The organism is Alkalihalobacterium chitinilyticum (assembly GCF_029028005.1).
Taxonomy (GTDB): domain Bacteria; phylum Bacillota; class Bacilli; order Bacillales; family Bacillaceae_F; genus Alkalihalobacterium; species Alkalihalobacterium chitinilyticum.
In genome coordinates this window covers 33,626-56,560 of the sequence record NZ_JAOTPO010000025.1, presented here as the reverse complement: position 1 = coordinate 56,560, position 22,935 = coordinate 33,626, and the positions used below count along the sequence as shown (strand labels likewise).

Annotated in this window: 20 protein-coding genes, 1 riboswitch and 1 other annotated feature; of the genes, 17 read left to right on the top strand and 3 right to left on the bottom strand. The window is 38.8% G+C overall.

The features are described 5' to 3' along the window. Positions 1-580 precede the first annotated feature (580 nt). The 6 genes from N7Z68_RS22320 to N7Z68_RS22295 all read left to right on the top strand — a co-directional run bounded on the left by N7Z68_RS22320 (position 581) and on the right by N7Z68_RS22295 (position 4,573). Positions 581-955, top strand: coding sequence for a hypothetical protein (locus tag N7Z68_RS22320; RefSeq protein WP_275120659.1), 375 nt, complete (start codon positions 581-583; stop codon positions 953-955). A gap of 41 nt (positions 956-996) precedes the next feature. Beyond that, complete coding sequence (locus N7Z68_RS22315) at positions 997-1,539, top strand: GNAT family N-acetyltransferase (protein WP_275120658.1); 543 nt, start codon at positions 997-999, stop codon at positions 1,537-1,539. Positions 1,540-1,688: 149 nt separating this feature from the next. Beyond that, positions 1,689-2,123: an HIT family protein gene (locus N7Z68_RS22310; protein WP_275120663.1), complete on the top strand. Its 435-nt coding sequence runs from the start codon at positions 1,689-1,691 to the stop codon at positions 2,121-2,123. A 106-nt stretch (positions 2,124-2,229) separates the two neighbouring features. Next, a complete protein-coding gene (locus N7Z68_RS22305) occupies positions 2,230-2,751 on the top strand; it encodes a hypothetical protein (protein ID WP_275120657.1) in 522 nt (173 codons plus the stop codon). A gap of 343 nt (positions 2,752-3,094) precedes the next feature. Then, on the top strand, positions 3,095-3,733 hold the full coding sequence (locus N7Z68_RS22300; protein WP_275120656.1) for a hypothetical protein: 639 nt from the start codon (positions 3,095-3,097) through the stop codon (positions 3,731-3,733). A 153-nt stretch (positions 3,734-3,886) separates the two neighbouring features. Next, the gene (locus N7Z68_RS22295; RefSeq protein WP_275120655.1) at positions 3,887-4,573 is read left to right on the top strand and encodes an alpha/beta fold hydrolase; all 687 of its coding nucleotides are present in this window, start codon (positions 3,887-3,889) and stop codon (positions 4,571-4,573) included. 78 nt (positions 4,574-4,651) lie between these two features. On the opposite strand, the gene N7Z68_RS22290 is transcribed toward N7Z68_RS22295, so the two are convergent. Further along, on the bottom strand, positions 4,652-4,852 hold the full coding sequence (locus N7Z68_RS22290) for an alpha/beta-type small acid-soluble spore protein (protein ID WP_275120654.1): 201 nt from the start codon (positions 4,850-4,852) through the stop codon (positions 4,652-4,654). 203 nt (positions 4,853-5,055) lie between these two features. Next, positions 5,056-5,278 (top strand) — a binding site (T-box leader). A gap of 49 nt (positions 5,279-5,327) precedes the next feature. Here N7Z68_RS22290 and N7Z68_RS24315 point away from each other — a divergent pair. Further along, complete coding sequence (locus N7Z68_RS24315; protein WP_308447240.1) at positions 5,328-6,578, top strand: HIT domain-containing protein; 1,251 nt, start codon at positions 5,328-5,330, stop codon at positions 6,576-6,578. A 200-nt stretch (positions 6,579-6,778) separates the two neighbouring features. Further along, a complete protein-coding gene (locus N7Z68_RS22275; protein ID WP_275120653.1) occupies positions 6,779-6,982 on the top strand; it encodes a cold-shock protein in 204 nt (67 codons plus the stop codon). 650 nt (positions 6,983-7,632) lie between these two features. Here N7Z68_RS22275 and N7Z68_RS22270 read toward each other — a convergent pair. After that, positions 7,633-8,712, bottom strand: a complete 1,080-nt coding sequence (locus N7Z68_RS22270) for a Gfo/Idh/MocA family protein (RefSeq protein WP_275120652.1) — start codon at positions 8,710-8,712, stop codon at positions 7,633-7,635. Positions 8,713-9,006: 294 nt separating this feature from the next. On the opposite strand from N7Z68_RS22270, the gene N7Z68_RS22265 reads away from it, so the two are divergent. Together N7Z68_RS22265 and N7Z68_RS22260 are read left to right on the top strand one after the other, a co-directional pair. Next, on the top strand, positions 9,007-9,219 hold the full coding sequence (locus tag N7Z68_RS22265) for a DUF1540 domain-containing protein (RefSeq protein WP_275120651.1): 213 nt from the start codon (positions 9,007-9,009) through the stop codon (positions 9,217-9,219). Positions 9,220-9,436: 217 nt separating this feature from the next. Next, positions 9,437-9,515: riboswitch (ZMP/ZTP riboswitch) on the top strand. Positions 9,516-9,690: 175 nt separating this feature from the next. Next, on the top strand, positions 9,691-10,893 hold the full coding sequence (locus tag N7Z68_RS22260; RefSeq protein WP_275120650.1) for a phosphoglycerate dehydrogenase: 1,203 nt from the start codon (positions 9,691-9,693) through the stop codon (positions 10,891-10,893). A gap of 371 nt (positions 10,894-11,264) precedes the next feature. Here N7Z68_RS22260 and N7Z68_RS22255 read toward each other — a convergent pair whose 3' ends face one another. Further along, a complete protein-coding gene (locus N7Z68_RS22255) occupies positions 11,265-11,486 on the bottom strand; it encodes a hypothetical protein (protein ID WP_275120649.1) in 222 nt (73 codons plus the stop codon). 447 nt (positions 11,487-11,933) lie between these two features. On the opposite strand from N7Z68_RS22255, the gene N7Z68_RS22250 reads away from it, so the two are divergent. The 7 genes from N7Z68_RS22250 to N7Z68_RS22220 all read left to right on the top strand — a co-directional run bounded on the left by N7Z68_RS22250 (position 11,934) and on the right by N7Z68_RS22220 (position 22,789). Further along, on the top strand, positions 11,934-13,208 hold the full coding sequence (locus tag N7Z68_RS22250; protein WP_275120648.1) for a M20 family metallo-hydrolase: 1,275 nt from the start codon (positions 11,934-11,936) through the stop codon (positions 13,206-13,208). Between the two features lie 462 nt (positions 13,209-13,670). Next, the gene (locus N7Z68_RS22245) at positions 13,671-14,039 is read left to right on the top strand and encodes a hypothetical protein (protein ID WP_275120647.1); all 369 of its coding nucleotides are present in this window, start codon (positions 13,671-13,673) and stop codon (positions 14,037-14,039) included. A 365-nt stretch (positions 14,040-14,404) separates the two neighbouring features. Continuing rightward, positions 14,405-15,433: a Wadjet anti-phage system protein JetD domain-containing protein gene (locus tag N7Z68_RS22240; protein WP_275120646.1), complete on the top strand. Its 1,029-nt coding sequence runs from the start codon at positions 14,405-14,407 to the stop codon at positions 15,431-15,433. Continuing rightward, entirely contained in the window at positions 15,418-16,929 is a 1,512-nt protein-coding gene (locus N7Z68_RS22235; RefSeq protein ID WP_275120645.1) for a replicative DNA helicase, read from the top strand. Before N7Z68_RS22240 ends, N7Z68_RS22235 begins: the two co-directional genes overlap by 16 nt. Beyond that, complete coding sequence (locus tag N7Z68_RS22230) at positions 16,919-17,653, top strand: DUF6063 family protein (protein WP_275120644.1); 735 nt, start codon at positions 16,919-16,921, stop codon at positions 17,651-17,653. Before N7Z68_RS22235 ends, N7Z68_RS22230 begins: the two co-directional genes overlap by 11 nt. After that, a complete protein-coding gene (locus N7Z68_RS22225; RefSeq protein WP_275120643.1) occupies positions 17,653-22,080 on the top strand; it encodes a coiled-coil domain-containing protein in 4,428 nt (1,475 codons plus the stop codon). The genes N7Z68_RS22230 and N7Z68_RS22225 overlap by 1 nt, the downstream gene beginning before the upstream one ends. Before the next feature lie 106 nt (positions 22,081-22,186). Further along, positions 22,187-22,789 (top strand): DnaA N-terminal domain-containing protein, encoded by a 603-nt coding sequence (locus tag N7Z68_RS22220; protein WP_275120642.1) that lies wholly within the window; start codon positions 22,187-22,189, stop codon positions 22,787-22,789. The last annotated feature ends 146 nt before the right edge of the window (positions 22,790-22,935 follow it).

Sequence of the window (22,935 nt, the reverse complement as noted above, 5' to 3'; positions counted from 1 at the left end):
CCGTTGGAATATTATTTGAAATGGCAAGCTGGAGAAACAAAACAAGTAGAACAAGCCATGTAGGAATAATTCCTATTGATCGAGATGGACAGATTTCTGTTCGTCTCGATCAATAGGCCAGTAAGCGTAAGCGCGCTAGAAGAAAATGAAAAACTAAATAAAACGAAGGAATCGTGAGTATGTGTCCAAACTTAGGGGGTTGAACCGAATCCATTTCAAATACAGAGAATTTGGTTTTCTTAAAGTTATTCTGATTGAACTAGCAGGTCACTAGCACTGGATTTGGGGTCTTTGACTTTTTAGGGTACTGAGAGGCCGTTATTTGTGAACAAACCAAGGTTTTGCGGGTGTTTGAGCACTCAGAAGCCCTTATTGGATGAAAGTACAGTGGATTTTACGAGAAATCAGGCAAATAAGGTCCTTTCAGGTCCACTAAGTTCAAAAAACAAGCATAATTTTGTAAATAAGAGCCTCTGAGGTCCACAAAACTAAAACTGAACCGTACCGAACTCAAGATGTTGTTGCCGGAGTTTTGTAGCGTCATAACGATTGAAAAAAGCTAAATTAAGGAGGTTTTGTTTTGAGGCCATTTGCGGTTATTTTATTCCTAGGGTTATTCCTGTCTTTGGTGGCTGGATGTAATTCTACTGAGGCCCTGCCTGAAGAATTAGAAGAACTACGCCCAAGCACACCGGGTCAATACTATATTATTGGTTTCCAAAAAAATGATTGGGAATTAGAAGAGCTGCAACAAGAAGTTGAGCGTTTTATTGATGATGAAAGGGTAGTTGGGGTATCCATGTTTTATAAAGTGACGGAAGAGCATAATGTCGTCTTGAAAAAATACAACTTTAACTTAAGTAGCGGGTTTGTTGTATTGGAATATGAAGGAACCCCTTATTATGTATCTAGTTATTCGGGCTTTGAAAGTACAAGAGAAAAAGAGACGCACTAAATCAGTGCTTTACTAATGAACTTATATGGGGAGGGCTTCTCATGACCTATGATGATCAAAAGAAAACAATTACTACTCGGAGGCTGCTGCTAAGATTGTTTCAAACATCTGATGCTGAAGCGGTTACTAAACTTTGTAATAATTATAATATCTATAAAAATACATTGTACTTGCCGTATCCATATGTAAAACAGGATGCATTATCTTGGATGGAACATCATCTTGAGAATTTCAATGCAAATAAATCTTATGAATTTGCGGTTACAGATAAGGAAACAGGAGAATTATACGGGGCTATAGCGCTTTCTCACAACCAAGCGTTTCATCATGGTGAAATCGCCTACTGGATTGGTGAGGAATATTGGGGACATGGGTATGCGACAGAAGCCGCTCAAGCTATATTACAGTTTGCATTTAATGAAAAGCAATATCATAAAGTATTTGCTCGTTACTTTCAGTCCAATCCAGCTTCAGGAAGAGTGCTGCAAAAATTAGGCATGAAACAAGAAGGGATATTTAAAGAACACGTGATAAAAGAAAACCGCTATGAAGATCTAGTGTATTATGGGATTATTCATTCGTAGGTAGGTAAAGGCTGACTCCAAAGGGCACATAAAGTGGCTGGTTCGAGTTGGCTTTTTAATAGTAGATTTATCCAACGGTAAGTGAACTGAATAAAGGTTATTTTATTTCTATTGTTGAGTAGCAGATTTGTCCCTGATGACAACTAAATATAAGAGAGGTCGCGAAGATGGATAATTGTATTTTTTGTAAAATAATCTCTAAAAGTGAAGATGCCTATATAATATATGAAAATGAATCTGTGTGTTGTTTTTTAGACAAATACCCTATTAATAAAGGACACATCCTGGTTGTTCCTAAGAAACATTATCAGGAGTTTATCGAAGTTGAAGCGCCTAGTTTGACAGAAGTAATCCTTGCAGCCCAACAAGTTGCATCTGCTCTTGAAAAGTTACTCAACACAGATGGTATTACTATTATGCAAAACAACGGAATATTTAAAGATGTTGAACATTATCATATGCATATTATACCTCGTTATAAAAATGATGGATTTTCTTGGGTAGAGCCAGAAATTGAAATCTCCCAAGAAGATTTTATTTCTTTAAGTGCTGATATAGCTAAAGTTCTAAATAAAAGCTTCTGAACAAGTGGATCGGTATAACAATTAATAATTAGCCGGTTGGCTGGAAAACATAATTCCTAAATAACAATTAGGATGATGTAAATGAACAAGAGTATGATACTTTTTTATGCTTGTTTTCAGCATTTTTACTTGTGGAGGAAATAGTAAAATTGTAGATGCAAATACAGATAATGAGTCTCGACCTTTTGAAAAAATATATACTGATATAGGATATAAAACAGTTGAAGAAGCTGTAAAAGATTTTGAAAGTCATTTCAACCAAGATGTAAAACTTCCTCTTCGACTCCCGCCGCTAAGATTTACCCATCATTTCGGAAGGCTTAATGATGGGGATGGCGATATAAATGATTCTCTTGAATTGGCGTTCATAAGTGAGAACTTACCACACAATCATTACTTTATTTTTGTCAGACCAACAGAGCAAAAAATTCCAATCAAAGATAAGCGAATTGCGAACGTATACAAGTTAAAAAACGGAAATGAAGCAAAATATATTAACGTTTCGGAATCGATCGAAGCGCTTGTTTTTGAAAAGGACAATTGGCAATACATGCTCAGTATTCCTAAAAAGATTTCAGATAAGGTCACTCCTGAGATGTTAGTCGAAGTAGCTGATTCGATTAACTAGTCTATGTGATAACAATAGCAATGAAACATAACGGAAAATAATTACGACAACCATTAACATAATTATATTTAAAACAGAGCGTTCAACCAATTAAAGGGTTAGCGCTTTTTTTGTTGAAATGATTATGCTAACTGGCAAAATAGTGAAAGAAAAAATTGTACCTATTAAAATTTTTTTCATATAATTTTTTTTACGAATAAAAGAGTTAATGCTATGAAGGGATAGTAACAAGTTAGCACCTATTGAAGCAGCCGGCCAATAAATTGAAACTTATATGAAGCTACAAACGTAAAGGTATTAAGGACAATGGTGAGAGTATCCGTTGAGGGAAGGGGAACTACTGATGAGATGTATAATAAATTTGTTCTTCCTATTGGTAATTGCAACTGTATTATTGGGTTGTCAATCAGATGCGGTCGAATCTGGGGCTGTGCAACCTCCGTTTGATGCTGTTCCAGCAGAGTTTGAGTTTAGAGAATTTCAACTACCTCAAGATTGGGAGATCGTTATTCTTTCAGAGCACTTTCCGGTAGAGTCCATTGCTCCAGGAGGTGTTAAATATACTGAAAACGCGAACGAAATTAGAATGCTTTTTGGAGAGAAGAGCAAAACGAATAAAGTCAACTTAACTGAAATTAACGAAGCGGAAGAGGAAAGGAATGCCGGATTTAGAACCCTCTACCACCATTCACATGAAAAAAAATATGGTGAAATGGCGATATGGAAAGTGCAAGAACCCGTTGAGGATGAAAAAAATGCGTTAGAAAGCACAGTTTTCCAAACATTTGATGAGATGCCTTATGTCGAAGTAGATGGAAAAAAGGTCTATTACTATATTTGGGATGGAAGAGATAATCCCATGTTCTATCTATGGTTCTCCGATGATAAAAAATACCGATATAGCTTCGGACATTATGAAAATGAAAGACTAACGATAGAAGATGCAATGCCTTTTTTAGAAAAACTTACTATCGAACAATAAAGCTGGTAGAAATTTATACGACGTAGTAAATTTCTTGAAGAAAGTTGGATTTTGAGTGAGATATCGTAGGAATCATAACAGTATATATTACGAAATTAAGGGAAGTGGGCATCCCATCCTTGTCCTTCATGCGATGGGAACAGACAATAGGGCATGAAGAGATGGCTGGAACCTGTCTTTAAAGATAAAAAAGGGTTTCAACGAATTTATGTAGACCTTCCATGGCATGGGCAAAGTGCGTGTAAAGACATTGTGTCAACTGAAGGCATCCGACAATTACTTACATCCTATATCACTGAATTGCTTGGTGATCAAACGTTTTCGATTATTGGACATTCTTACGGTGGTTATATCGCTCAAGGTCTTATTAGCGATCAAACGAAAGGGTTATGTTTACTGGCTCCAGCAACCCATCAAAAAGAGAGAAATGTACCGAAGAAAACGGTTTTTAATCGTAATGAGACAGCCCTTACTCAGGTAAGTTTGGAAATTAGGACCGCTTTTGAAACTTTAATGGTTTATCAATCTGCTGCAAACCTTCAATTATTTATAGATGAAATTCAACCAGGCCGTCTTCTTGCGGATCGTGCATTTTTAACTTCAAACTGGCGAGATGCTGGCTACTTCTTTAAAGCAGATCCATTAGCTAAACCATATAATGGTCGCTCATTGCTAATTGCTGGGAAGTTCGATTCCATTTGTGGATACAAGGACTTTTACAGGCTTTACGAATATCTACCAGACTCAACATTTACAATTCTCCAAGCTGGCCACTTACTGCAGATTGAACAAAGAGAAACGGTCCAGTTCCTTATAGGTGAGTGGCTCGTGGAATTGTAATTTTTTTATGAAAAGACCGCTTGATGCATTAGCAAAAAGCGGTCCTATTTGTGGAGGGTTTGTTTGTCCTGCTAAAACTTAACGGTGGCCGCCAAGTTGTTGTTCAGCCATCTGAACTAGACGTTTCGTAATTTCGCCACCTACAGAACCATTGGCTCTTGAAGTCGAATCCGGGCCAAGTTGTACCCCGAATTCAGATGCGATTTCATACTTCATTTGATCTAGTGCTTGTTGCACTCCTGGTACGACTAGTTGATTAGAAGATCGATTGTTTGCCATTGTAAATCATCTCCTTTCTAAGTTGTAAGTATATATTTTTCAACTTGTCCTTTATTTATTCGAAGATGGAACAGGTAATTTTATCCATTGTATTGAGCGTAACTAACGTGAAACCAGAGAAACATTTTGTATAAAAGATATATTAAAAAATCATTGACTGAATCATGTGAAAAATGTATTATAAGTAAAACTTTTCCAAAAATCAAAACGCGATGATTAGGAGTAGTAAGGAACGATTATTGTCCAGAGAGCTGCCGGTTGGTGAAAGGCAGTCAATAATACCCCCAACTCGCCTAGGAGTGGTTAGACTGAACAGATAGGTCTAAACGGTTGACTGCCGTAATCCAGTTTTGAGAGGGTTTGTGCTAAAACGAGGCAAACCAAAAAGAGTGGTACCGCGTGAGGATTAATCCTGTCGTCTCTTTATGAGATGATGGGATTTTTTTAGTTCTGTAAACGAAAAGGGGGAATTATTGTGAGTGAAGGTTGTTTCATTTGTGACAAGCATAAAGGAAATGTTCAAACAGCTGGAAGTGTCATTTACGAAGATAAGTATGTATACGTCGGGCACATTGATAATAATGGAAAGCCCAATTATTTAGGTCATATTATGATTGATTTAAAAAGGCATGTGCCGACTTTAGCGGAAATGAACGCTGAAGAAGCAAAAATTTTTGGTGTAATGATGGCTAGGCTAAGCCAAGCATTAAAAGCGACGGAACAAGCGGAGCATGTCTATGCTTTAGTGTCTGGTAATGCAGTCCCACATCTTCATATGCACTTAGTTGCCCGTTATCCGAATACCGCTGAACAATATTGGGGCCCGTTTGCGGTGCATGATGCGCCTAATGCAAGAATGGGGAGCGATCATGAAGTTACTGAAGTTTGCAATAGAATTAAAAGTTTTTTAGAGAAGGACCGTATGAGTAATAATCCTTTTTTTAGCTGGGTCGGCAGTCAAGAAACTTTTGTAGATGAAATCAACATTCGTCACTTTGAACACGTTGTTTTGGGGCGTTTTGGCGGTAATTCAAGTGCTGGGCAATATAAAAATGAAGACGCGTGTACCGTTTGGGTAGATAAAAGTCGAGATCTGGAATTCGTCGTACTCTTAGATGCGCACGATACAGCCGAAAGCGCTGAATTGGTCTTAAATACGATCCGATCTCTTAAAGATGATCTGTTAATAAGCCTTACCTTTCCAATAAAAGAGACATTTAAAAGGGTATCCAACATACTCCTAGAAACTTTTGAGAGTAGTCACTTTAAAAAGGCTTGTCAAAAAACCCAAGGCGAAACGGCTTTTCTATGTGTCGTGAGAAAAGAGAAGTATATTTGGTGGCTCTCTGTTGGCGATTGTGTTCTCCATTTGAACCATCCTGAATTAGCTATATTAGGAGAATATCAACAAAATCAGCGAAGCTTTTATGAATGGATTGGCAAAACGAATACATTTGACTTAGAAGTCCCGTGCTACAGTATGGGAACGAAAGAGCTGCGTCAAGGCAAAAGCCATCTATTGTTAACAACCGATGGACTGATTGAATGCCCAAATGGAAATTATAACGATCCAAGAGAAATCTTTCGTCGTTTTGAAAGTTCATCAAATGAGCAGGGAGTGTTAAATCTGTTAACGGACATAAAAGAAAAAAACGTCCGAGACAGCACAACGATTTTATCCTGGATGGTTGATAGTAATGGGGTTGGGGCCTTGCCAAGTGGATGATTTTTAGCGGACTAAAAGTGCCCTTCCAATCTCTAACATAAAATTAAATTTGCTTTTCCAGTTTTTTTCTGTTATTCTAAGTAAGAATTATTTTTGTTCGGTTGGTAAACAAAGAGTTAGTTTTAAACTTCGCCTTTGATATCTATTTGAGCAATGATAGTAATAAATCGTGGAAATGATCCACACAGGAGGAAACAAACATGCAACAAGGTACAGTAAAATGGTTTAACGCAGAAAAAGGATTCGGATTTATCGAAATCGAAGGTGGAGAAGACGTATTCGTACATTTCTCAGCTATCCAAGGCGAAGGATTTAAATCTTTAGACGAAGGCCAAAAAGTTACTTTTGACACAGAGCAAGGTCAACGCGGTCTTCAAGCTACTAACGTAAAAAAATCTTACTAATTATAAGTATTCAAAGGACTCTCTCGCAGAGTCCTTTTTTATTTGCCAAAAAGTACGCGCAACAGGGCTGACTTGGTTGTATCGCATCCATCGACTGCAGGTATTAGGTAACCAATAACCGTGAATCGTGAGCGGAAGAGGGAAAAATTAGGAGAAAGCGTGAACGGAAAGCCGTGAATCGTAAGCGGTAGAGGGAAAAATTAGGAGAAAGCGTGAACGAAACGGCGTGAATCGTAAGCGGTAGAGGGAAAAATTAGGAGAAAGCGTGAACGAAAAGGCGTGAATCGTAAGCGGTAGAGGGAAAAATTAGGAGAAAGCGTGAACGAACAGTCGTGAATCGTGTGCGGTAGAGGTAATATTTAGGAGAATACTTGAACGAAACAGCATGTAACGTGAGCGGTAGAGGTAATATTTAGGAGAATGCGTGAACGAAACAGCATGGATCGTGAGCGGTAGAGGGAAAAATTAGGAGAAAGCGTGAACGCAAAACCGTGAATCGTGGGCAGTAGAGGGGAAAATTAGGAGGAATGAGCATCCCAGACCCGAAACTAGCGCACGCACGAGGAAAATGAACACCCAAAACTCCTGGACTTTTGCAAGAACCCCCCTATGCTTACAAAATCAACTTATATCAACCATAACCATTAATATTATAAGGTAATTTTTTTCCCTTCTTTAGCGGATAAACGAATAGCATCTAAAATCAATTGAACGTCATGACCGTGTTCAAAGGTCGGCACGTGGGGGTGAACCTTTTTATCACGAAGCGTCTGAGAAACCATATTTAACATTGGGTAGAATGCCTGGTAATACGATAAGGCTCTTGCTGAAAGGTGAGTAGGTTCTTCCAGTCTAGAAGGAAGTGCCACATCAGCTAATGTTTCGTTCCCGAGTGCAACTTGGACACGAGCATCATCTGTCATCACAAGGGTACCGTTCGATCCATATACTTCCAACCGCCACTGATTGGCTTTATGTCGAGCAGCAGACGTTAACTCAACAGAGAAGGTAGTCCCAGTTTCAAGTGTACCATTGGTATAAAACGCGTCTTCAGCCGTTCGCTTTTCGGTTTCACCATCCACAATAGTAGATGGAACATGAACAGGCAGCTGTCCATAGATGTCCTTCACCTTCGTACTCGTCCACCATAATAGCGAATCAAACATATGCGAGCCAATTGCTCCAAGCATTCCACCGCCAAATTGTTGTTGACCGAGCCAACCACGTTTATTTGTAATTAAAGACTGGTAACCGGTGAACGTACACTTGTAATGAATATGTAAGAGCTTCCCTAGCTGGCCACTTGCTAAAATTTCCTTCACTTTTTGTCTTGCTGGTAAAAAGCGCCATTCAAAGTTTGTAAACCCAAATACACCTGTTTGATCTTTTAGTTGTAGCATTTCCTTCGACTCTTTGGCGTTAAATGCTAACGGTTTTTCACATAAAATATGTAAGTTGCGCTTCATCCCTTCCATGGCCATTTCGAAGTGTAAGTAAGGAGCCGATGCGATCGAAAGAAGATCTAGCGACTCATTATCAAGCATCTCTTTCCAATGATCATATACAGCTTCGACACCTGTTTCTTGTTTGACTTTTTCTAAATTGCCCCGGTGGACACTGGAAATCGCGACTACTTCAAAGTTGGGGTGGTGTTGCATAATCGGTGCATGAACGTTAGCTCCAAATCCTGTACCTATTATACCTACTCGAATTCTCTGATTACCTGTCATCTTATTTCTCCTCTTGTCTTAATAAAAACATCGCTTGTAATCGGTTATTTTTATTATATTTGTAGCTTAAGGATAACATAAATTTTCCTGAAATAATAAAGGTTGGTCCTGTTTAATGCGCTTCATTAGGGGCTTGAAAATAAGGACAGTGAAAAGGGAAGAGTTCGAATATGATAAAGGAATTAGCCTCATTAACCATAAGCGTAAATAAAATATCCTTCCATGAGTAAAATAACCAACCTTGCGAAAACTACATATTGAAACAGCTTTGACTTTAAAATAGGGGGTTTTTACATGCCAAAAGTAGAAGTGTCTTGTGCGATTTCCAACTGTACGTACTATGGGGAAGGGAATATCTGTAAGGCAGAGAAAATCATGGTTGAACTCGACAATCATGCAAATTACAACACTGAAATGGCAGAAGACCTAACAGAAAAAAATCACAAAGATCAGGCGTCTCATTCAGCGGAAACCTGTTGTAAAACATTTAAACCGAAAAAGAAATAAAAAACAAACGTGCCATCTTTATACAGGTGGTGCGTTTTCGTTTTCTATTGGCAGATAAAATCTTCTAGATGTTCTAGGATGCAAAAAAACAGGTGAAGAAATCTGTTAAAATCACCCAAATAATAATGAAGAAAAAATTTTTTGAAAATAAAAACGCTTACATCTAAAAAGGTGGTTGAAGGTCACTGAAGAGTCTGATAAAATGAAATCAAATTTAAAGACTATGTGTAACTGGCGAAACGCGGATAACCGTGAGGGAGCACATAGTGTCGCAGCCGTTCGCCTGGGCAGAGGTAAGGGAATTTTACAAAAAGTTCCTTTACCTCTTTCTGTTTATTAGGAGGGGATATTCAAGAGTTAGCATTTCTTAATTTCAGATTTTTATGAAAAAGAAGAAAAAACACTTGATTTCATCTGCCTTAATAGATTAATATTTTCAAAAAACATAAAAAACAAAGGGGAGAAATGAACATGAGCACAACTGTATTAAAAGACCAACAAAAAACGATTAAGACGTTAAATAATATTGCGGAACGTGGTTTAAAAGTTTTTAATAAGGAAAATTTTACAATCGATAACGAGAGTGAAAATCCTGATGCGATCGTTGTTCGTAGTTTTAATATGCATAACATTGAATTAGGTGATAACTTAAAAGCAATCGCACGTGCTGGAGCCGGTGTTAACAATATTCCAGTTGACAAATGTACGGAAAGAGGAATTGCTGTATTTAACACACCAGGGGCAAATGCAAATGCGGTTAAAGAAATGGTACTTACTTCTTTAATGGCATCTTCTCGTAACCTTTTTGCAGGTGTAGTGTGGACGAAGTCACTTGAAGGGGAAGGCGATCAAATCCCGAAGCTTGTTGAAGCAGGCAAAAAGCAATTTGTTGGTAAGGAAATCAAAGGAAAAACGTTAGGGGTTATCGGTTTAGGTGCGATTGGTGCACTTGTAGCCAACGATGCACTTGACCTTGATATGGATGTCATCGGTTATGACCCTTTCATTTCTGTTGACACGGCATGGAGCTTGTCTCGTAATGTACAACGTGCAATGACAATTGAAGAGGTATATGCTGAATCAGACTACATTACAGTACACGTTCCATTAACTGATGATACAAGAGGAATGTTTAATAAAAATACATTTGCGACGATGAAACCAGGTGTTCATATTTTAAACTTCTCACGTGGAGAGCTTGTTAACGAAGCTGACATGGCAGAAGCGCTTGAAAGCGGAGTTGTAGGAAAATACATTACGGACTTCCCGAATGAAAATGTATTAAAAATGAAAAATACGGTTCCAATTCCGCATCTTGGTGCATCTACACAAGAATCAGAAGAAAACTGTGCAGTAATGGCATCTCGCCAAGTAAAAGAATTTTTAGAAACAGGAAACATTAAGAACTCTGTAAACTTACCAAACGCTTCTCTTCCTTATACAGGGAAAAAACGTGTGGCCGCGTTCCACAAAAACGTACCAAACATGGTAGGTCAAATTACAACTGCCATTTCAAGCCACAACTTAAACATTGCAGACATGGTGAACCGAAGCCGCGGTGAATACGCGTATACAATGGTAGACATCGACAGTGAAGTAAACGGAAATACAATTCCTGCAATTGAAGAGCAACTAAGACAGATTGAAGGAATGGTTACCATCCGCGTAATTTAATTTTTCTCTTGGTTTAAACTCTTTATTATTTGATATCAGTAAACATAAGAAGGACCAATTCTAATTGTAGGATTGGTTCTTTTTTTTGGACGTGATAGGGGGGAGAAGACAATGTAATGTAACGTTGGGAAAAGCGATCGAGTATTTCCCCTAATTCTTGGAGTGACCTTAATCCATTTGTTCTTTGTTTTAGAAGGAGGACTGCGTTATATGGGTCCAGTAGGTATAGGTCTTTGTTTAGGGCTTTAATACGTATGTGCCCGTTGCACCTTCCGTTTGGGAAAAAAAACAACGAAAGAATAATGACGTAACAACAAACGAAAGGAGCACGTTGAATTCAGTGCTCCTTCTTACGAGTTTCCAAAGAAAGATTAAGAATTCACATCTGAATCAAGTTGTTTTTTTAGTTTTTCAATTTCAACTAGAGATAAGCCTGTTAGGTCGGAAATGTCGTGAGAAGGAAAGTCTTTGAGGATCATTTGTGTAGCAACCCGTTCTACCCCTTGGCTGATCCCTTTCTCAATTCCTTTTTTAATCCCTTTTGCTATACCTTTGTCAAAGCCCTTTTTCTCCCATGAAGTCATCAGTTCCATAATGTGCTTCACCTCATCATTTGGAATTTGAGTCAAAACCTTTTTTAGCTGTATTTCTTCTTGTTTAGAAAGTTTGTTCTGGTTTATTTTTATCATAACTAAAAATAGCAATGGGGACAATGGGACGCTTATATTTTTCATATAGCCTGGAGAAATAGAAGAACATACGTTGATAGGAGATGGAAGTCAATAATCCAATGTGACAAGGTGACCAAACGGTTTACAATTTGTTTAAAATAGTAGAACTTTTATTTTACATTGTGTGAAATGTGAAGTGCGTTTATTTTTGCTATAATAAGTCTAAAGATATGCAGTTGTGACCTAAAGACCTTTTTCAGACTATTCCTTACGACATAAAATAGAAGGGTAGTTTTTTTGTTTTTGTTTTTCAGAATTTTTAAAAAGAAATACTCGTTCATGTAATTATTGAAGTGACAGGAGGAACATATGGGAAAATTACAACCTGCAAAAAACTTACAAATTAATCATGATCGGTTGGAAAAAAGATTAAGGAGCCTTGCGAAAATTGGACAAATTGAAGAAACCGGCGTATGTCGCTTAGCGTTATCAAAAGAAGATAAAGAAGCGGTGTTACAAGTAGAGCAATGGATGAAGGAAGCGGGGTTATCGACGCGGATCGATTCGTTTGGAAATTTGATCGGACAATGGAAAGGAGAGGATGATACACAACCGATCCTATTAGTCGGTTCCCATATTGACAGTCAGCCGTATGGAGGGCAGTTTGACGGGACGATTGGTGTGCTTGGGGCGATTGAAGCGGTCCAAACGATGAGAGAACAGGGTTTTCAACCAGAGAAAACGATTGAGGTCATTGCTTTTTCAGATGAAGAAGGGTGCCGTTTTGACAAAGGGTTATTTGGTTCACGAGGCATTCTCAGTCAATTGGAGGAAGGAGAATTAGATCGACAAGATGTAGAGGGGATTACTCGTCGCCAAGCCCTGCTTGATTTTGGCTGTAATTTAGATGAAATGGAACAGGATGTATATCCAGAAGGACGAATTGGTTCGTTTTTAGAAATGCATATCGAACAAGGTCCAATCCTTGACCGCTTAAATCAGCCGGTAGGGCTCGTTACTGGTATTTCCGGTCCACTTTGGTTAACGGTTGAGTTGAAAGGCTTTGCCGGGCATGCCGGGTCTGTTCCGATGTCGTACAGACAAGATGCATTAGTGGCAGCAGCAGAGATTATTACAAAGCTCCGTGAACTAGCGACCGAAGATCCTAACGCACCAACCGTGGCAACCGTCGGGAAAATCGAGTCGTTTCCTAATTCACGTAATATTATCCCAGAGCACGTTCGTTTTACGATTGACCTTCGTGATATCGATATGGAACGTCGCAGAAGGATTGAAAAAAAGCTGTTTGAGGCGATGGATGAAATCTGTGAACGACATCAGGTGTCCAAAACGATTCGAATAGATACCGAAAGTGATGCACGATATTGTGCAACAGAAATAATGGATGACATCCGCGCAGCAGGTAAGGCATTATTTACCGAGCCCCTTCCAGAAATGATGAGTGGTCCATTCCATGACGCCTTGGCAATGTCCTCGATTTGTGATTATGGAATGATCTTCGTTCGCTGTAAAGATGGAATTAGTCATAATCCGAAAGAGAGTGCCCGCTACGATGACATTTCATTAGGCACAGAACTTCTCTATCGGACGATGTTGCTGAGGAGTGGGGCTAAGAAGGAGTAAGAAGAATTAACCGATTAGTCTCGGACGTTCGGTTAATCTTTTGCGAGGGATTTGGTGCAACTTAAAAATGCAGCAGGAATGGTTGAATAAAAAGTAATCTTTGCGGACTCACAGGCCCTTATTTCTGGCTAAAGCCACTCTATTTGACATTTACCGGACTCACAGGCCCTTATATCAAAGAATTTAGACTAAAACTAGTTAAATATGACCAAATAAGGGCCTCAGAGTCCTCTTAGCATGCGTTTTTACTAGATTTAGATGAAATAAGGGCCTCAGAGTCCTCTAGCATGCAATACTACTAATCTATAATGAAAAAAAGACGCCAGAGACCTTTTAAAAGTTTTTGCTTCCTTTGGTTTTCTATTTTAAGATAGAAGTAGTCTCGTTATTGTTGTTATGGAGCTATAACTGAACTAGTATCGGTATTATTATTTTCAATTAAGGAAACAGGTGTGTGTCGTAGTGAATAGAATGGAAATCTCTCAAAAAATGAAAAAAGCAATTGATGGAATTGTGAATCGTCAAGGCTATGTTAGTTTTATAGACGTTTTAATGTCGTTAAATAAACTGACTCAGGACGACTACCAAAAATGGAGAAACGGTGGGGTTTCCTATTTAGAAAGAGTCCTTCGCGGGAACTTAAATCAATTGAACTTTGTGCTGAAGGAGTTTCGCTCGTATTGTCTTAAGCAAGGGTTAAAGCCTTCTTGGACTGGGTACTATGCTCGAGGGAAAGGCAATAAGAAGCGGCTTCAATTTAGTAAATCTGGAAGTAAGTTTGTAGAAGAGGCTTATGCTACGCATTATGTTAAAGAAAAAAAGGATAAATGAGTAAGTTAGAAGGGAAATGTTAGCCATCTTAATTTGGGGACATTCCCTTTTTTTATTGGATTTGGGCTTATAGTTACTTTTTAGTTGGTTTAGATGGACACCTGATCATTGAAGCTTACCTAGGAAATGTCGTAATCTAAGTTAACTAAAGTTTTATCTCTATGAAAGGACAAGCTCGCTTTTTTATTCGTAAAGAAAATATAAATTGTAATTAAAGCAGTAGATTCTACATAGTAAACAATTTAGAATTATGAATAGATACAACTACGCTTCTTTTCGCTTAAAAGCTCGCCAATCCGTGAGTTTTATTTTTATAATAATAGTATCCAATCTGTGGAATTTTTCATGAAAGATGAGTGATTGATATGGAGAATAAATTGATTTCGTACCTCGAAACGGTTAAAAAAGCGACAGTGTCACTGCATGATTTAGAACAATTGGCAGGAGCCAATGATACATATGAGGATTTTGCTGCAGCTGTATTTTCTTTGTTAGATCGAGGATACCTTCATGCCGTAAAGAGCCATGACAGCAATTGGAAAGGGCTGCCGCATACGTTTCGAATTCAAAAAGGAAAAGTAAAACAATCGCTCTTAGATTCGATCCAAAAGCTACAATTTCAGGTCCATCCAGACATTCAATTACGTGCTTACTACACGGCTTCAGAGCATGTTTGGGTTAAGGATCAACCATGGATTTTAAAAATTAGTGACTATTTAAATAAGTATGGGCTGCCTGTTATCGAAGCGAATAGTTCACAGCGTTCCTATGAACTCGTTCAAGATGAGAAATGGATAGATGAAAAAGGCGGCAGGGCGCTATTAGAGAAAATCAATCTAGCAGATAAACTTAAAATAGTTAAATCTCCTGATCCACTCATGTTTTCACTCAACCCTAATCGTTTTACCTCCAATCAAACCGTTCACAAACACCTCATTGTGGAAAATAAAGCGACCTATTATGGGTTAATCGATCTCCTGCCTGTAACCGGGTGTACAAGTTTAATCTATGGGGCAGGCTGGAAAATAGCATCTAGTTTAAGCCAATTACCCCAACAACTTGGGCTGCAAAGTGATGATATTCAACATCTAGTCTACTATTTTGGCGATTTGGATTACGAAGGAATTTCGATCTACTATTTTCTTTTTGAAAAATATCAAGTACAACTTGCTACTGAGTTTTATCAAACATTGATGGACAAGCCTTATTTTAAAGGAAAAGAAAATCAAACAGTCAATCCAACAGCTATGAACCATTTCTTACAACATTTCAAGAGCGTAGAACAAGAAAAACTGCTTAACCTTTTTCAAGAAAAAGGCTACTACCCTCAAGAAGCTCTATCGAAGGACGAGCTGCAGAACGTATGGAGGAGAGCAAAATGGGCTCAGAATTAAAAGGAATTACGGAGAATTACCGGGAACGAATTCAAAGACTCGCATTATTTGATCCATTATTTCGATTAGAAAATAAGCGGGAGAAAGACGAGAACAACGAACCTATTGATTATTTCGGTTACGGCTTGCTTTCGCTTTTATTCTTTTTTGAAAATATGCTAATGCGAAATCATAAAACGAGTGTACAAGATTTGGCCCTTTATTTATACGAACTCAATCAAGGAAAAACGGCACTATCCCTTGAAGGTTTTGAAAAGGTGGCACGGACGATCGTGGAAACCTTTCGACCCCCAAGTGGAAAACGGAATGAAAAAGCATTTTATAATTGGGAAACGAGAGAATATGAAACGGTCCATTATTCGTTGTTAAAAGCGGACCGCGCGGATGTAAAGACGAATACACAATACTACAAATTAGATGAACAAGGATTAGAGCTGGTTTTTGCTACAAAAGAGTATTTTACAGAATTTCAGCTTTCGATTAACCAGCTCGTCCTTCGTAAGCAGTTAGAAAAAGGTGAATTTGTCGGGGCGCTGCGTCAAATTGATGAGATGCATATTGATGTGGAATCGTTACGAAAGCGAATGAGTGTCGTCAAACATGAAATTCAACGAAATATTATTTCTGATGAAACCTATACGCGTTATAAACAAATGGTAGAGGACATCAACTCAAGGTTAACTCGTGAAAATGAAGAATTCAGCGAGCTGCAAACATTTGTAAAAGAAACGAAAAATAGGCTCGCTTATGATATGAACTCTGAAAAAGATCGAAAAGCGTATGAGCTCATTTTACAAATTGACCGAGAGCTTGGCGAGGTCCATCATGATCATACGATGTTACTGAAGGAAAGTATTGATTTAAAAACAACCGCCTTACATGCAGCCCAAGAATCCCTCTATTATGTTGGAATTGATTCGTTTAATTTTAAACAAGAAATAACGACCGCATTAGTGAGTAAGCCGTTACCGTTAGAGGCTTCTAAAAGATTGGTAGAGCCTTTTCTATCGTTAGAGCAATGTGAAACATGGTCGCCATTAACGATTTTTCAAGAACAACGCATTGAAACGAGAGAGGGTATAGAGCGAACGACCGCTTTTGATGACCTTTCAGAGGATGAGCTCCAACAAATTGAAAATGAAAAAGTCCGGCAAATTTTTGGGGATTTGATGAAACTGATCCTAAACATCATGGGAGATAAGGAAGAAATCACATTAAACGAAGTCGTCCATGCTTTGAAAGACGACGAAAAAGAATGGCTGGATCGGCGAATTTTTTATCAATTTTGGTATGTGATGCATCAACGCTCACCGATCATGTATGAAAAAACAGAAGACTTGAATGAATCATTGTTTGAACAAGTATTAGAGTTAGTAAGTGATCGATACAACCGTATCGAAGTGAAAGAAATCCAAGAAATAATACAAGTGACGAAGCGATATTCGATTCAAAATATGAAACTGCGATTAATAGGAGGTGATGAAGATGGATTATAGTCAAGAAGAGGTTATGATGGCTTTTCAAATCTATGCAAAAATTAGTCAAAAGGGGTATAGCGAAGGAGATGAACTGAGGCTTTATTTAGCGGAAGATAAGGTGAGAGGATTAGTGGATCAATTTGCGAGAGAAGTAGATTGTACAATTGTTTCAGTCGGGGAACGTCTTTATTTTATTCCGCTGGCAGTGAATTCTCCTTTTCACATTTCTAATGATACGTTAAAGAAGACGTATTTCACGGGGAAAACAATCAATGCTGACATCTATTTTATGTATGTGACGATTATCATTTTATTTGGCGAATTTTATGACAGCTATCAAACGACGGAAGCGACTAGAGATTTCATTTCGATGAGTGACTGGCTTGAACAAGTTAATGAACGACTGGAAACGTTACAGGCCATTGGTGACGAGGAGTTAAAGGAGCTTGAAAAAGAGTATGAGTACAACTGGAGTGCGATTATTGAAAAATGGTCAGACTTGGATGACCTAAAAGAAACCGCGAAAGCACAAACAGGAAGAACGATCAGTAGATTGAGCTTTCTTCATACGGTAAAGCGATTTTTAGAAGCGCAAGAATTAATTGAAGACATCGGGAATGATGAGTTGCAGCTGACGGAAAAAGCAAAGGTCATCGTGCAACGATATTACATGGAGCTCGAATATAATCGCGGGATATTAGAGTTTATTTATTCGTTAGAACGAAGAAAGGAGGAAGCATAATGCCATCGATCTCTAAAATCAGGTTCACAAATGTCGTCTATGAAGGCGGGGGAAAGCGCTACAATGACGATATTTTCTTATTTGACAGCCACAATGGAGCGATCCTCCTTGAGAATGGCGGCGGAAAAACCGTCTTTATCCAAACAGCGATTCAAGCGATTCTTCCTAATGTCGAGCTTGCTGAGCGCAAAATGAAAGATACGCTTTCGCTAGAGTCTTCGAGTGCCCACATCGCGATTGAGTGGATTATAAATGAACGGCCTAGACGTTACGGACTGACGGCGGTGACATTATATATGGCGAAGGAAGGGTTGAAATCGTATCGTTATACGTATGAGTATAGTGACGGAGACAAGCATCGGATTGAGAAGCTCCCATTCATCGTTTCAATGGCCGATGGAAAGGTTCGTCCTGCCAATCGAGATGAAATGAATGACTATTATACAACGATGAAAGCGAATCATCCTTTAACTGCACACACGTTTGATACCGTAAAAAGTTATCATCAACACTTAGAAGAACGATTTAAGATCATTGCTTCGGAATGGAAAAAAATAACGGTGATTAATAGCTCAGAAGGTGGCGTTGAGAGCTTTTTTGACGGCTGTAAAACGACTTCACAGCTGGTCGACCAACTACTGATTCCGACCGTTGAAGAGGCCCTTGCCGGTAAAGGTTCAAGCGATTTTGTCCAAACATTTGAGAAGCAGCGAGAGCATTTTAAAGCCCATAAACGATTGCGACGAGTGATCGAAGAAAACCGACAAGTGGAAAAACAAATCGCAGGCTATGTGTCATCGTTTGAACACGTCGATCAAGCAGAAAAGAGATTAGAGGAGCAAAAAATAAAAGCAAAAGCGTTATATCAGTTTACCCAACAGGAGCAATCAGAAACAAAAAGTCGTTTAACGGACTTGGGAGCTAATCTCGATCACTGGGAAAATGAACAGAGAGAATGGCAGCGAAAAGATAAGTCGTACGAACTGGCTGTACTAGAGAAAAAGAGAGATGAGGCCAATGAAAAGTTCGCGGAAGAAAAAGCAGCATTTGACCGCCTAGTCGCAGCGCAAACGGAAAATGAAATGCGTTTATCCCAACTAAAGGTTGCTAAAGTAAACAAAGAGTTGCAAGCGAATGAACAATTACAGCACCATTTTAAAAATCAATTAGATTTACTGGAGAAAGATGATGAGTCCGTTGAATTAGAAGCGAGATTGAAAGAGAATGCAGCTTTCCTAAAAGGCTATTTTATAGAAGAGGAAAAAAAGATCCAACAAAATGTTGATCAAGTGAAACATCAACAAGAACGTAAACGAGAAGATAGGAAAGAGGCTGAAAAAGAGCTCGAAGAAAAACAAACCTTTCTGAAAGACCTTCAATTACATGAGAGGGAAATGGAAAGTCAAAAAAATTATTATGAAAACGATATGCAAGAAATAGCAAACACGATTTTATCCAATCCACTAAAGGAACGAGTGGAAGATGAATTGCCCAAATGGGAAAAGAAAGCGGAGCAGCTAGATCAGGAAATCATCTCGTTTCAATCCCATATGAAACAGCTTGCTCAAGAAAAACAAGAGCTTCAAGAAGTCATTCCGAATGTTGAAAAGGCGTTCCAACAAGCACACGATGAAGTAACGACCTATAAGCATCAACTTCAATTATTACAAGACACGCAAGCAGAAGTTTTAGAGGAGTTAAAAGTATTAAAACCTCAGTGGGCCCATTATGAGTCGATTTATGAAAAAGAAGAAACGATCCTCCACCAAATCGAAGAAAAAGTCGAACGTCTGCTACATGAAAAAGAAGTACTTTTTTATAAAGAAAGACAAGCGACTAGATTTTCGGATGACTATGAGAATAATACATCGTTCACAGCCGATCCGAAGCTAGAACGGTGGAAAGATAGTTGGCGAAACCAATTTCATTATCTCGAATTAGGAACAAATTTTGTTCAACAGGCCGCTCGGACACTTGAAACATCAGAAGAAGCTTACTATGATAACTACCGGTATTGGGCGATCACGTTCGTAGTATCGGAAACGGAAGTGACGAAACTGCGGGACAAGCTTCAGTCTGTTCGTATGGAGCTTACTCACCCTGTATACATTTGTACAGAAGAGGAAGCGCGGACGTTGATCCAAACGAGTATGGAGGAAAAAGATAACAAAGTCTTTCCAAACGTGTGGAAGGATAATCTGTCGGCTGTAAAATTTAAAGAATGGAAAGCACAAGTTCAGCAAGAAGCGGTGGAAGCGAAATACAATCGCACAAATAAAGAAACGGAATTGCACCAATGGAACACGGCACTCACAAAGCTTCGGGAGTTTTTAACAAAATACTCATACGATCACTACACCGAACTTAAAGAACAGCTTGCCACAGCTACAGATGAGGAAGTGAAACAAAAACGGACACTGCATGAAATCAATGCCAAGCTTCTTAAAATTGATGAAGAACTGCATCATTACCGCAGCCGCTTAACAGAAGCAATGGACATACACAATGGCTTATTAAACAAAATGAAAGAAGGAAGAAAATATTTTTCGAAAAAGAAGGAGCTTGAATTTGTTGTAAAGCAGCTCAGGGATCATCGTGAAAAATTGCAAGAAGCAGACCGGCATATTCAAAGAATGAAGAAACTTGTCTCCGGCCTGAAAGAGGAATGGAGTGCGCTAGACGAACAACTAAAAGAGGCGAGTTTACCGTTATATTCGTTACATGCGGACTTGTTTTATAAAGAAGTAGCAGCTGTGGAACCGAAATTCACTTCGAAAAGCTATGGGGTGTTAGTCAGTGAACGTCATTCGTTGAAAAAGAAGCTAGAGGATAAACAGGAAGGTCGAGATGTGATTGAAACACAGTTGAAAACGGCTGAAACGAAAACCATTGAACTACAAAAGGAATTAAAGCTGCTAGAAGTTCAATATGGAAATGTAGAGCCCGTAGCTTTTCCAGCGCATGGAGAAGATGAGATTGAACGCCTTAGTATAGACATCCAACATTTAAAAGAAAAAATCCATTCTCTCAGTCCTAGAATAGATGAGTTGCAAAGTCATTGGATGTCAGCAAAAGAAAAATTTAACATTCGTGAAGCCGACTTTCTTCAAATCTATCAAGAGCGAGAGATTTTCCAAACGTCACTTGCAGAAATAAGAGAGCAGCTCGATGTGGAAAAGGAGAAGTTGCAAGCGCGGTATGCGTTTTTAGTTAAGGAACAAAAGAGACATCAGTCGAATGATGAAGCCATATCGAAAGCAATCGTCGAGCTCGAAAAATACGATGTTCGTTTTGCGTTCTTGCATGAAGACGTAAGAAATCAACTCATAGATGACGAAACGAAACAAAACTATGCCTATGAACGCATGAACTGGATTACTCGTCTTGTTGTCGCAATGACGAATGCCGAGGAACAAATGAGATCCAGGAAGAAGCAGCTCAACACGGAAAGATCATCGTTTATTCGGTTCTGTACAGATACGATCTCAGACATTAAACTGCGCCAAACTTGTATTTCCGGAATTGAATATAAAGAAACGTACGAGCATGTGATTGAATGGCAGGAGAAAATGAAGGACCGGATCAACCGTACGGTACTCATTGCCGAAGAGGATATACGGGAACACGACAAACAGTTGCAGCAATTTATTGCGCATCTGCACTTATATCTACGAACGATTACCGATGAATTACGGTTAATCCCGAAGCAAACCCGCGTAAAGGTCGACGATAAATCCAAAGATATCTATGTGTTTTCTGTACCGGAGTGGGATGAGCAAGAAGGAAAAGAAGAACTGCGTCGCCACATCGATTGGATGGTTTTACAACTGGAAAAAGACGAATTTAAAGATGATGAAGGCAAGGAAGACGAGTCGCTAATACGAAAACAGATCGAAAAATGGCTCCATACGAAGCAGCTCCTTAAAAATGTCATGAAAGAAAAGGACATAAGTGTGAAGTGTCGCAAGGTAAGTAATGACGGTAAAGTGAGTGGGGCCCTGACAAGTTGGGAAAAATCGAATGCCTGGTCTGGAGGAGAAAAGTGGAGTAAAAACATGACACTATTCCTTGGTATTCTGAATTATTTAGCTGAAAAAAGAGTTCCATTGCAAGGAAATCAAAAACGGCATCGCACCGTTATCGTCGATAATCCATTCGGTAAGGCTTCAAGTGATCACGTCTTAGATCCAGTATTTTTCATTGCCGAACAATTAGGCTTTCAAATCATTGCACTAACCGCTCATGCGGAAGGAAAGTTTATACGAAAATACTTCCCGGTCATTTACAGCTGTCGACTACGCGAATCGGCAAGCGGGGAAACTTTGATTATGACCAAACAAAAAGAAATACGCACGGCCTTCTTTAAAGATCATGATCCGGAGGCAATGGCTAGGCTGGGAGAACAGGAACAGTTGGCGCTGTTTTAACGAAGTAGTTTTAAGAGTATAAGCGATGGTTTGGTAACAAGGTTGTCAAGGTATCATAAAAGTGACGAATTGGCACGGATGATTTCATGTGAAGGAAGGGATATTCATGAATAAAGACCAGCCTTATTTAATGAATGGACGAGACGAAATGGGTCAAGACAAATGTAATAGGCAAAATAATTCCCACCCTTTAGAATTGAAGATGGAGCCGCAGCTTGTAGATTATGATACAGCTCAACATATGCTCCCAGAGAAATGGGAAATGCCAAGAAACGGGAAACTGCTTTATGATGACGAAGAGGTGCAACAAGTATTGAAATTGCTCGTCTATCAATTAGGGGTGGAAAAGTCGCTAGATACCATTCCACGACACCTTATTGAACAATACTTGTCGAATTCACGTTCCCATTCAAAACCTGTTGAGAGGGTTGAGGTTGCTGTAGAAGATGTCGCTAATTTCGAAGATGCTTCTGATTTCTTCAATGAAGTGTTAGCCGTTGCAGAAAAGAAAATTTCAAAACCAAGTTTTGAGACTTGGTTGGCTCATTTAACAGCCTACAAAGAAAAAGATACCGATACATTGATCGTTGTTGCAAAAAACGAGTTTCAACGAGATTGGGTAGAGGTTAGATACTGCAGTTTCATTAAGGAAATTGTAGAAGAATTGACTGGACGTAATTACTCTCTTAAGTTTGTGACAAATCCATAAACGATAGGGGATGTTAATCTGAATAATATCTATGTCAAGGGGGCGGCCTGTAGTTGTGGACCGTCCCCTATTTAGCTCTGCATTTGCCTTAATTCGTTTGATAGCTATGAAATACAAACTTGAACCAAACATCATTTTCAATAGTT

What these genes read in the sequence shown, in the direction of transcription:
- N7Z68_RS22315 (WP_275120658.1), top strand. Translation starts at nt 997, where the DNA reads ATGACCTATGATGATCAAAAGAAAACAATTACTACTCGGAGGCTGCTG.
- N7Z68_RS22305 (WP_275120657.1), top strand. Translation starts at nt 2,230, where the DNA reads ATGCTTGTTTTCAGCATTTTTACTTGTGGAGGAAATAGTAAAATTGTA.
- N7Z68_RS22300 (WP_275120656.1), top strand. Translation starts at nt 3,095, where the DNA reads ATGAGATGTATAATAAATTTGTTCTTCCTATTGGTAATTGCAACTGTA.
- N7Z68_RS22295 (WP_275120655.1), top strand. Translation starts at nt 3,887, where the DNA reads ATGAAGAGATGGCTGGAACCTGTCTTTAAAGATAAAAAAGGGTTTCAA.
- N7Z68_RS22290 (WP_275120654.1), bottom strand. Translation starts at nt 4,852, where the DNA reads ATGGCAAACAATCGATCTTCTAATCAACTAGTCGTACCAGGAGTGCAA.
- N7Z68_RS22275 (WP_275120653.1), top strand. Translation starts at nt 6,779, where the DNA reads ATGCAACAAGGTACAGTAAAATGGTTTAACGCAGAAAAAGGATTCGGA.
- N7Z68_RS22270 (WP_275120652.1), bottom strand. Translation starts at nt 8,712, where the DNA reads ATGACAGGTAATCAGAGAATTCGAGTAGGTATAATAGGTACAGGATTT.
- N7Z68_RS22265 (WP_275120651.1), top strand. Translation starts at nt 9,007, where the DNA reads ATGCCAAAAGTAGAAGTGTCTTGTGCGATTTCCAACTGTACGTACTAT.
- N7Z68_RS22260 (WP_275120650.1), top strand. Translation starts at nt 9,691, where the DNA reads ATGAGCACAACTGTATTAAAAGACCAACAAAAAACGATTAAGACGTTA.
- N7Z68_RS22255 (WP_275120649.1), bottom strand. Translation starts at nt 11,486, where the DNA reads ATGGAACTGATGACTTCATGGGAGAAAAAGGGCTTTGACAAAGGTATA.
- N7Z68_RS22250 (WP_275120648.1), top strand. Translation starts at nt 11,934, where the DNA reads ATGGGAAAATTACAACCTGCAAAAAACTTACAAATTAATCATGATCGG.
- N7Z68_RS22240 (WP_275120646.1), top strand. Translation starts at nt 14,405, where the DNA reads ATGGAGAATAAATTGATTTCGTACCTCGAAACGGTTAAAAAAGCGACA.
- N7Z68_RS22235 (WP_275120645.1), top strand. Translation starts at nt 15,418, where the DNA reads ATGGGCTCAGAATTAAAAGGAATTACGGAGAATTACCGGGAACGAATT.
- N7Z68_RS22230 (WP_275120644.1), top strand. Translation starts at nt 16,919, where the DNA reads ATGGATTATAGTCAAGAAGAGGTTATGATGGCTTTTCAAATCTATGCA.
- N7Z68_RS22225 (WP_275120643.1), top strand. Translation starts at nt 17,653, where the DNA reads ATGCCATCGATCTCTAAAATCAGGTTCACAAATGTCGTCTATGAAGGC.
- N7Z68_RS22220 (WP_275120642.1), top strand. Translation starts at nt 22,187, where the DNA reads ATGAATAAAGACCAGCCTTATTTAATGAATGGACGAGACGAAATGGGT.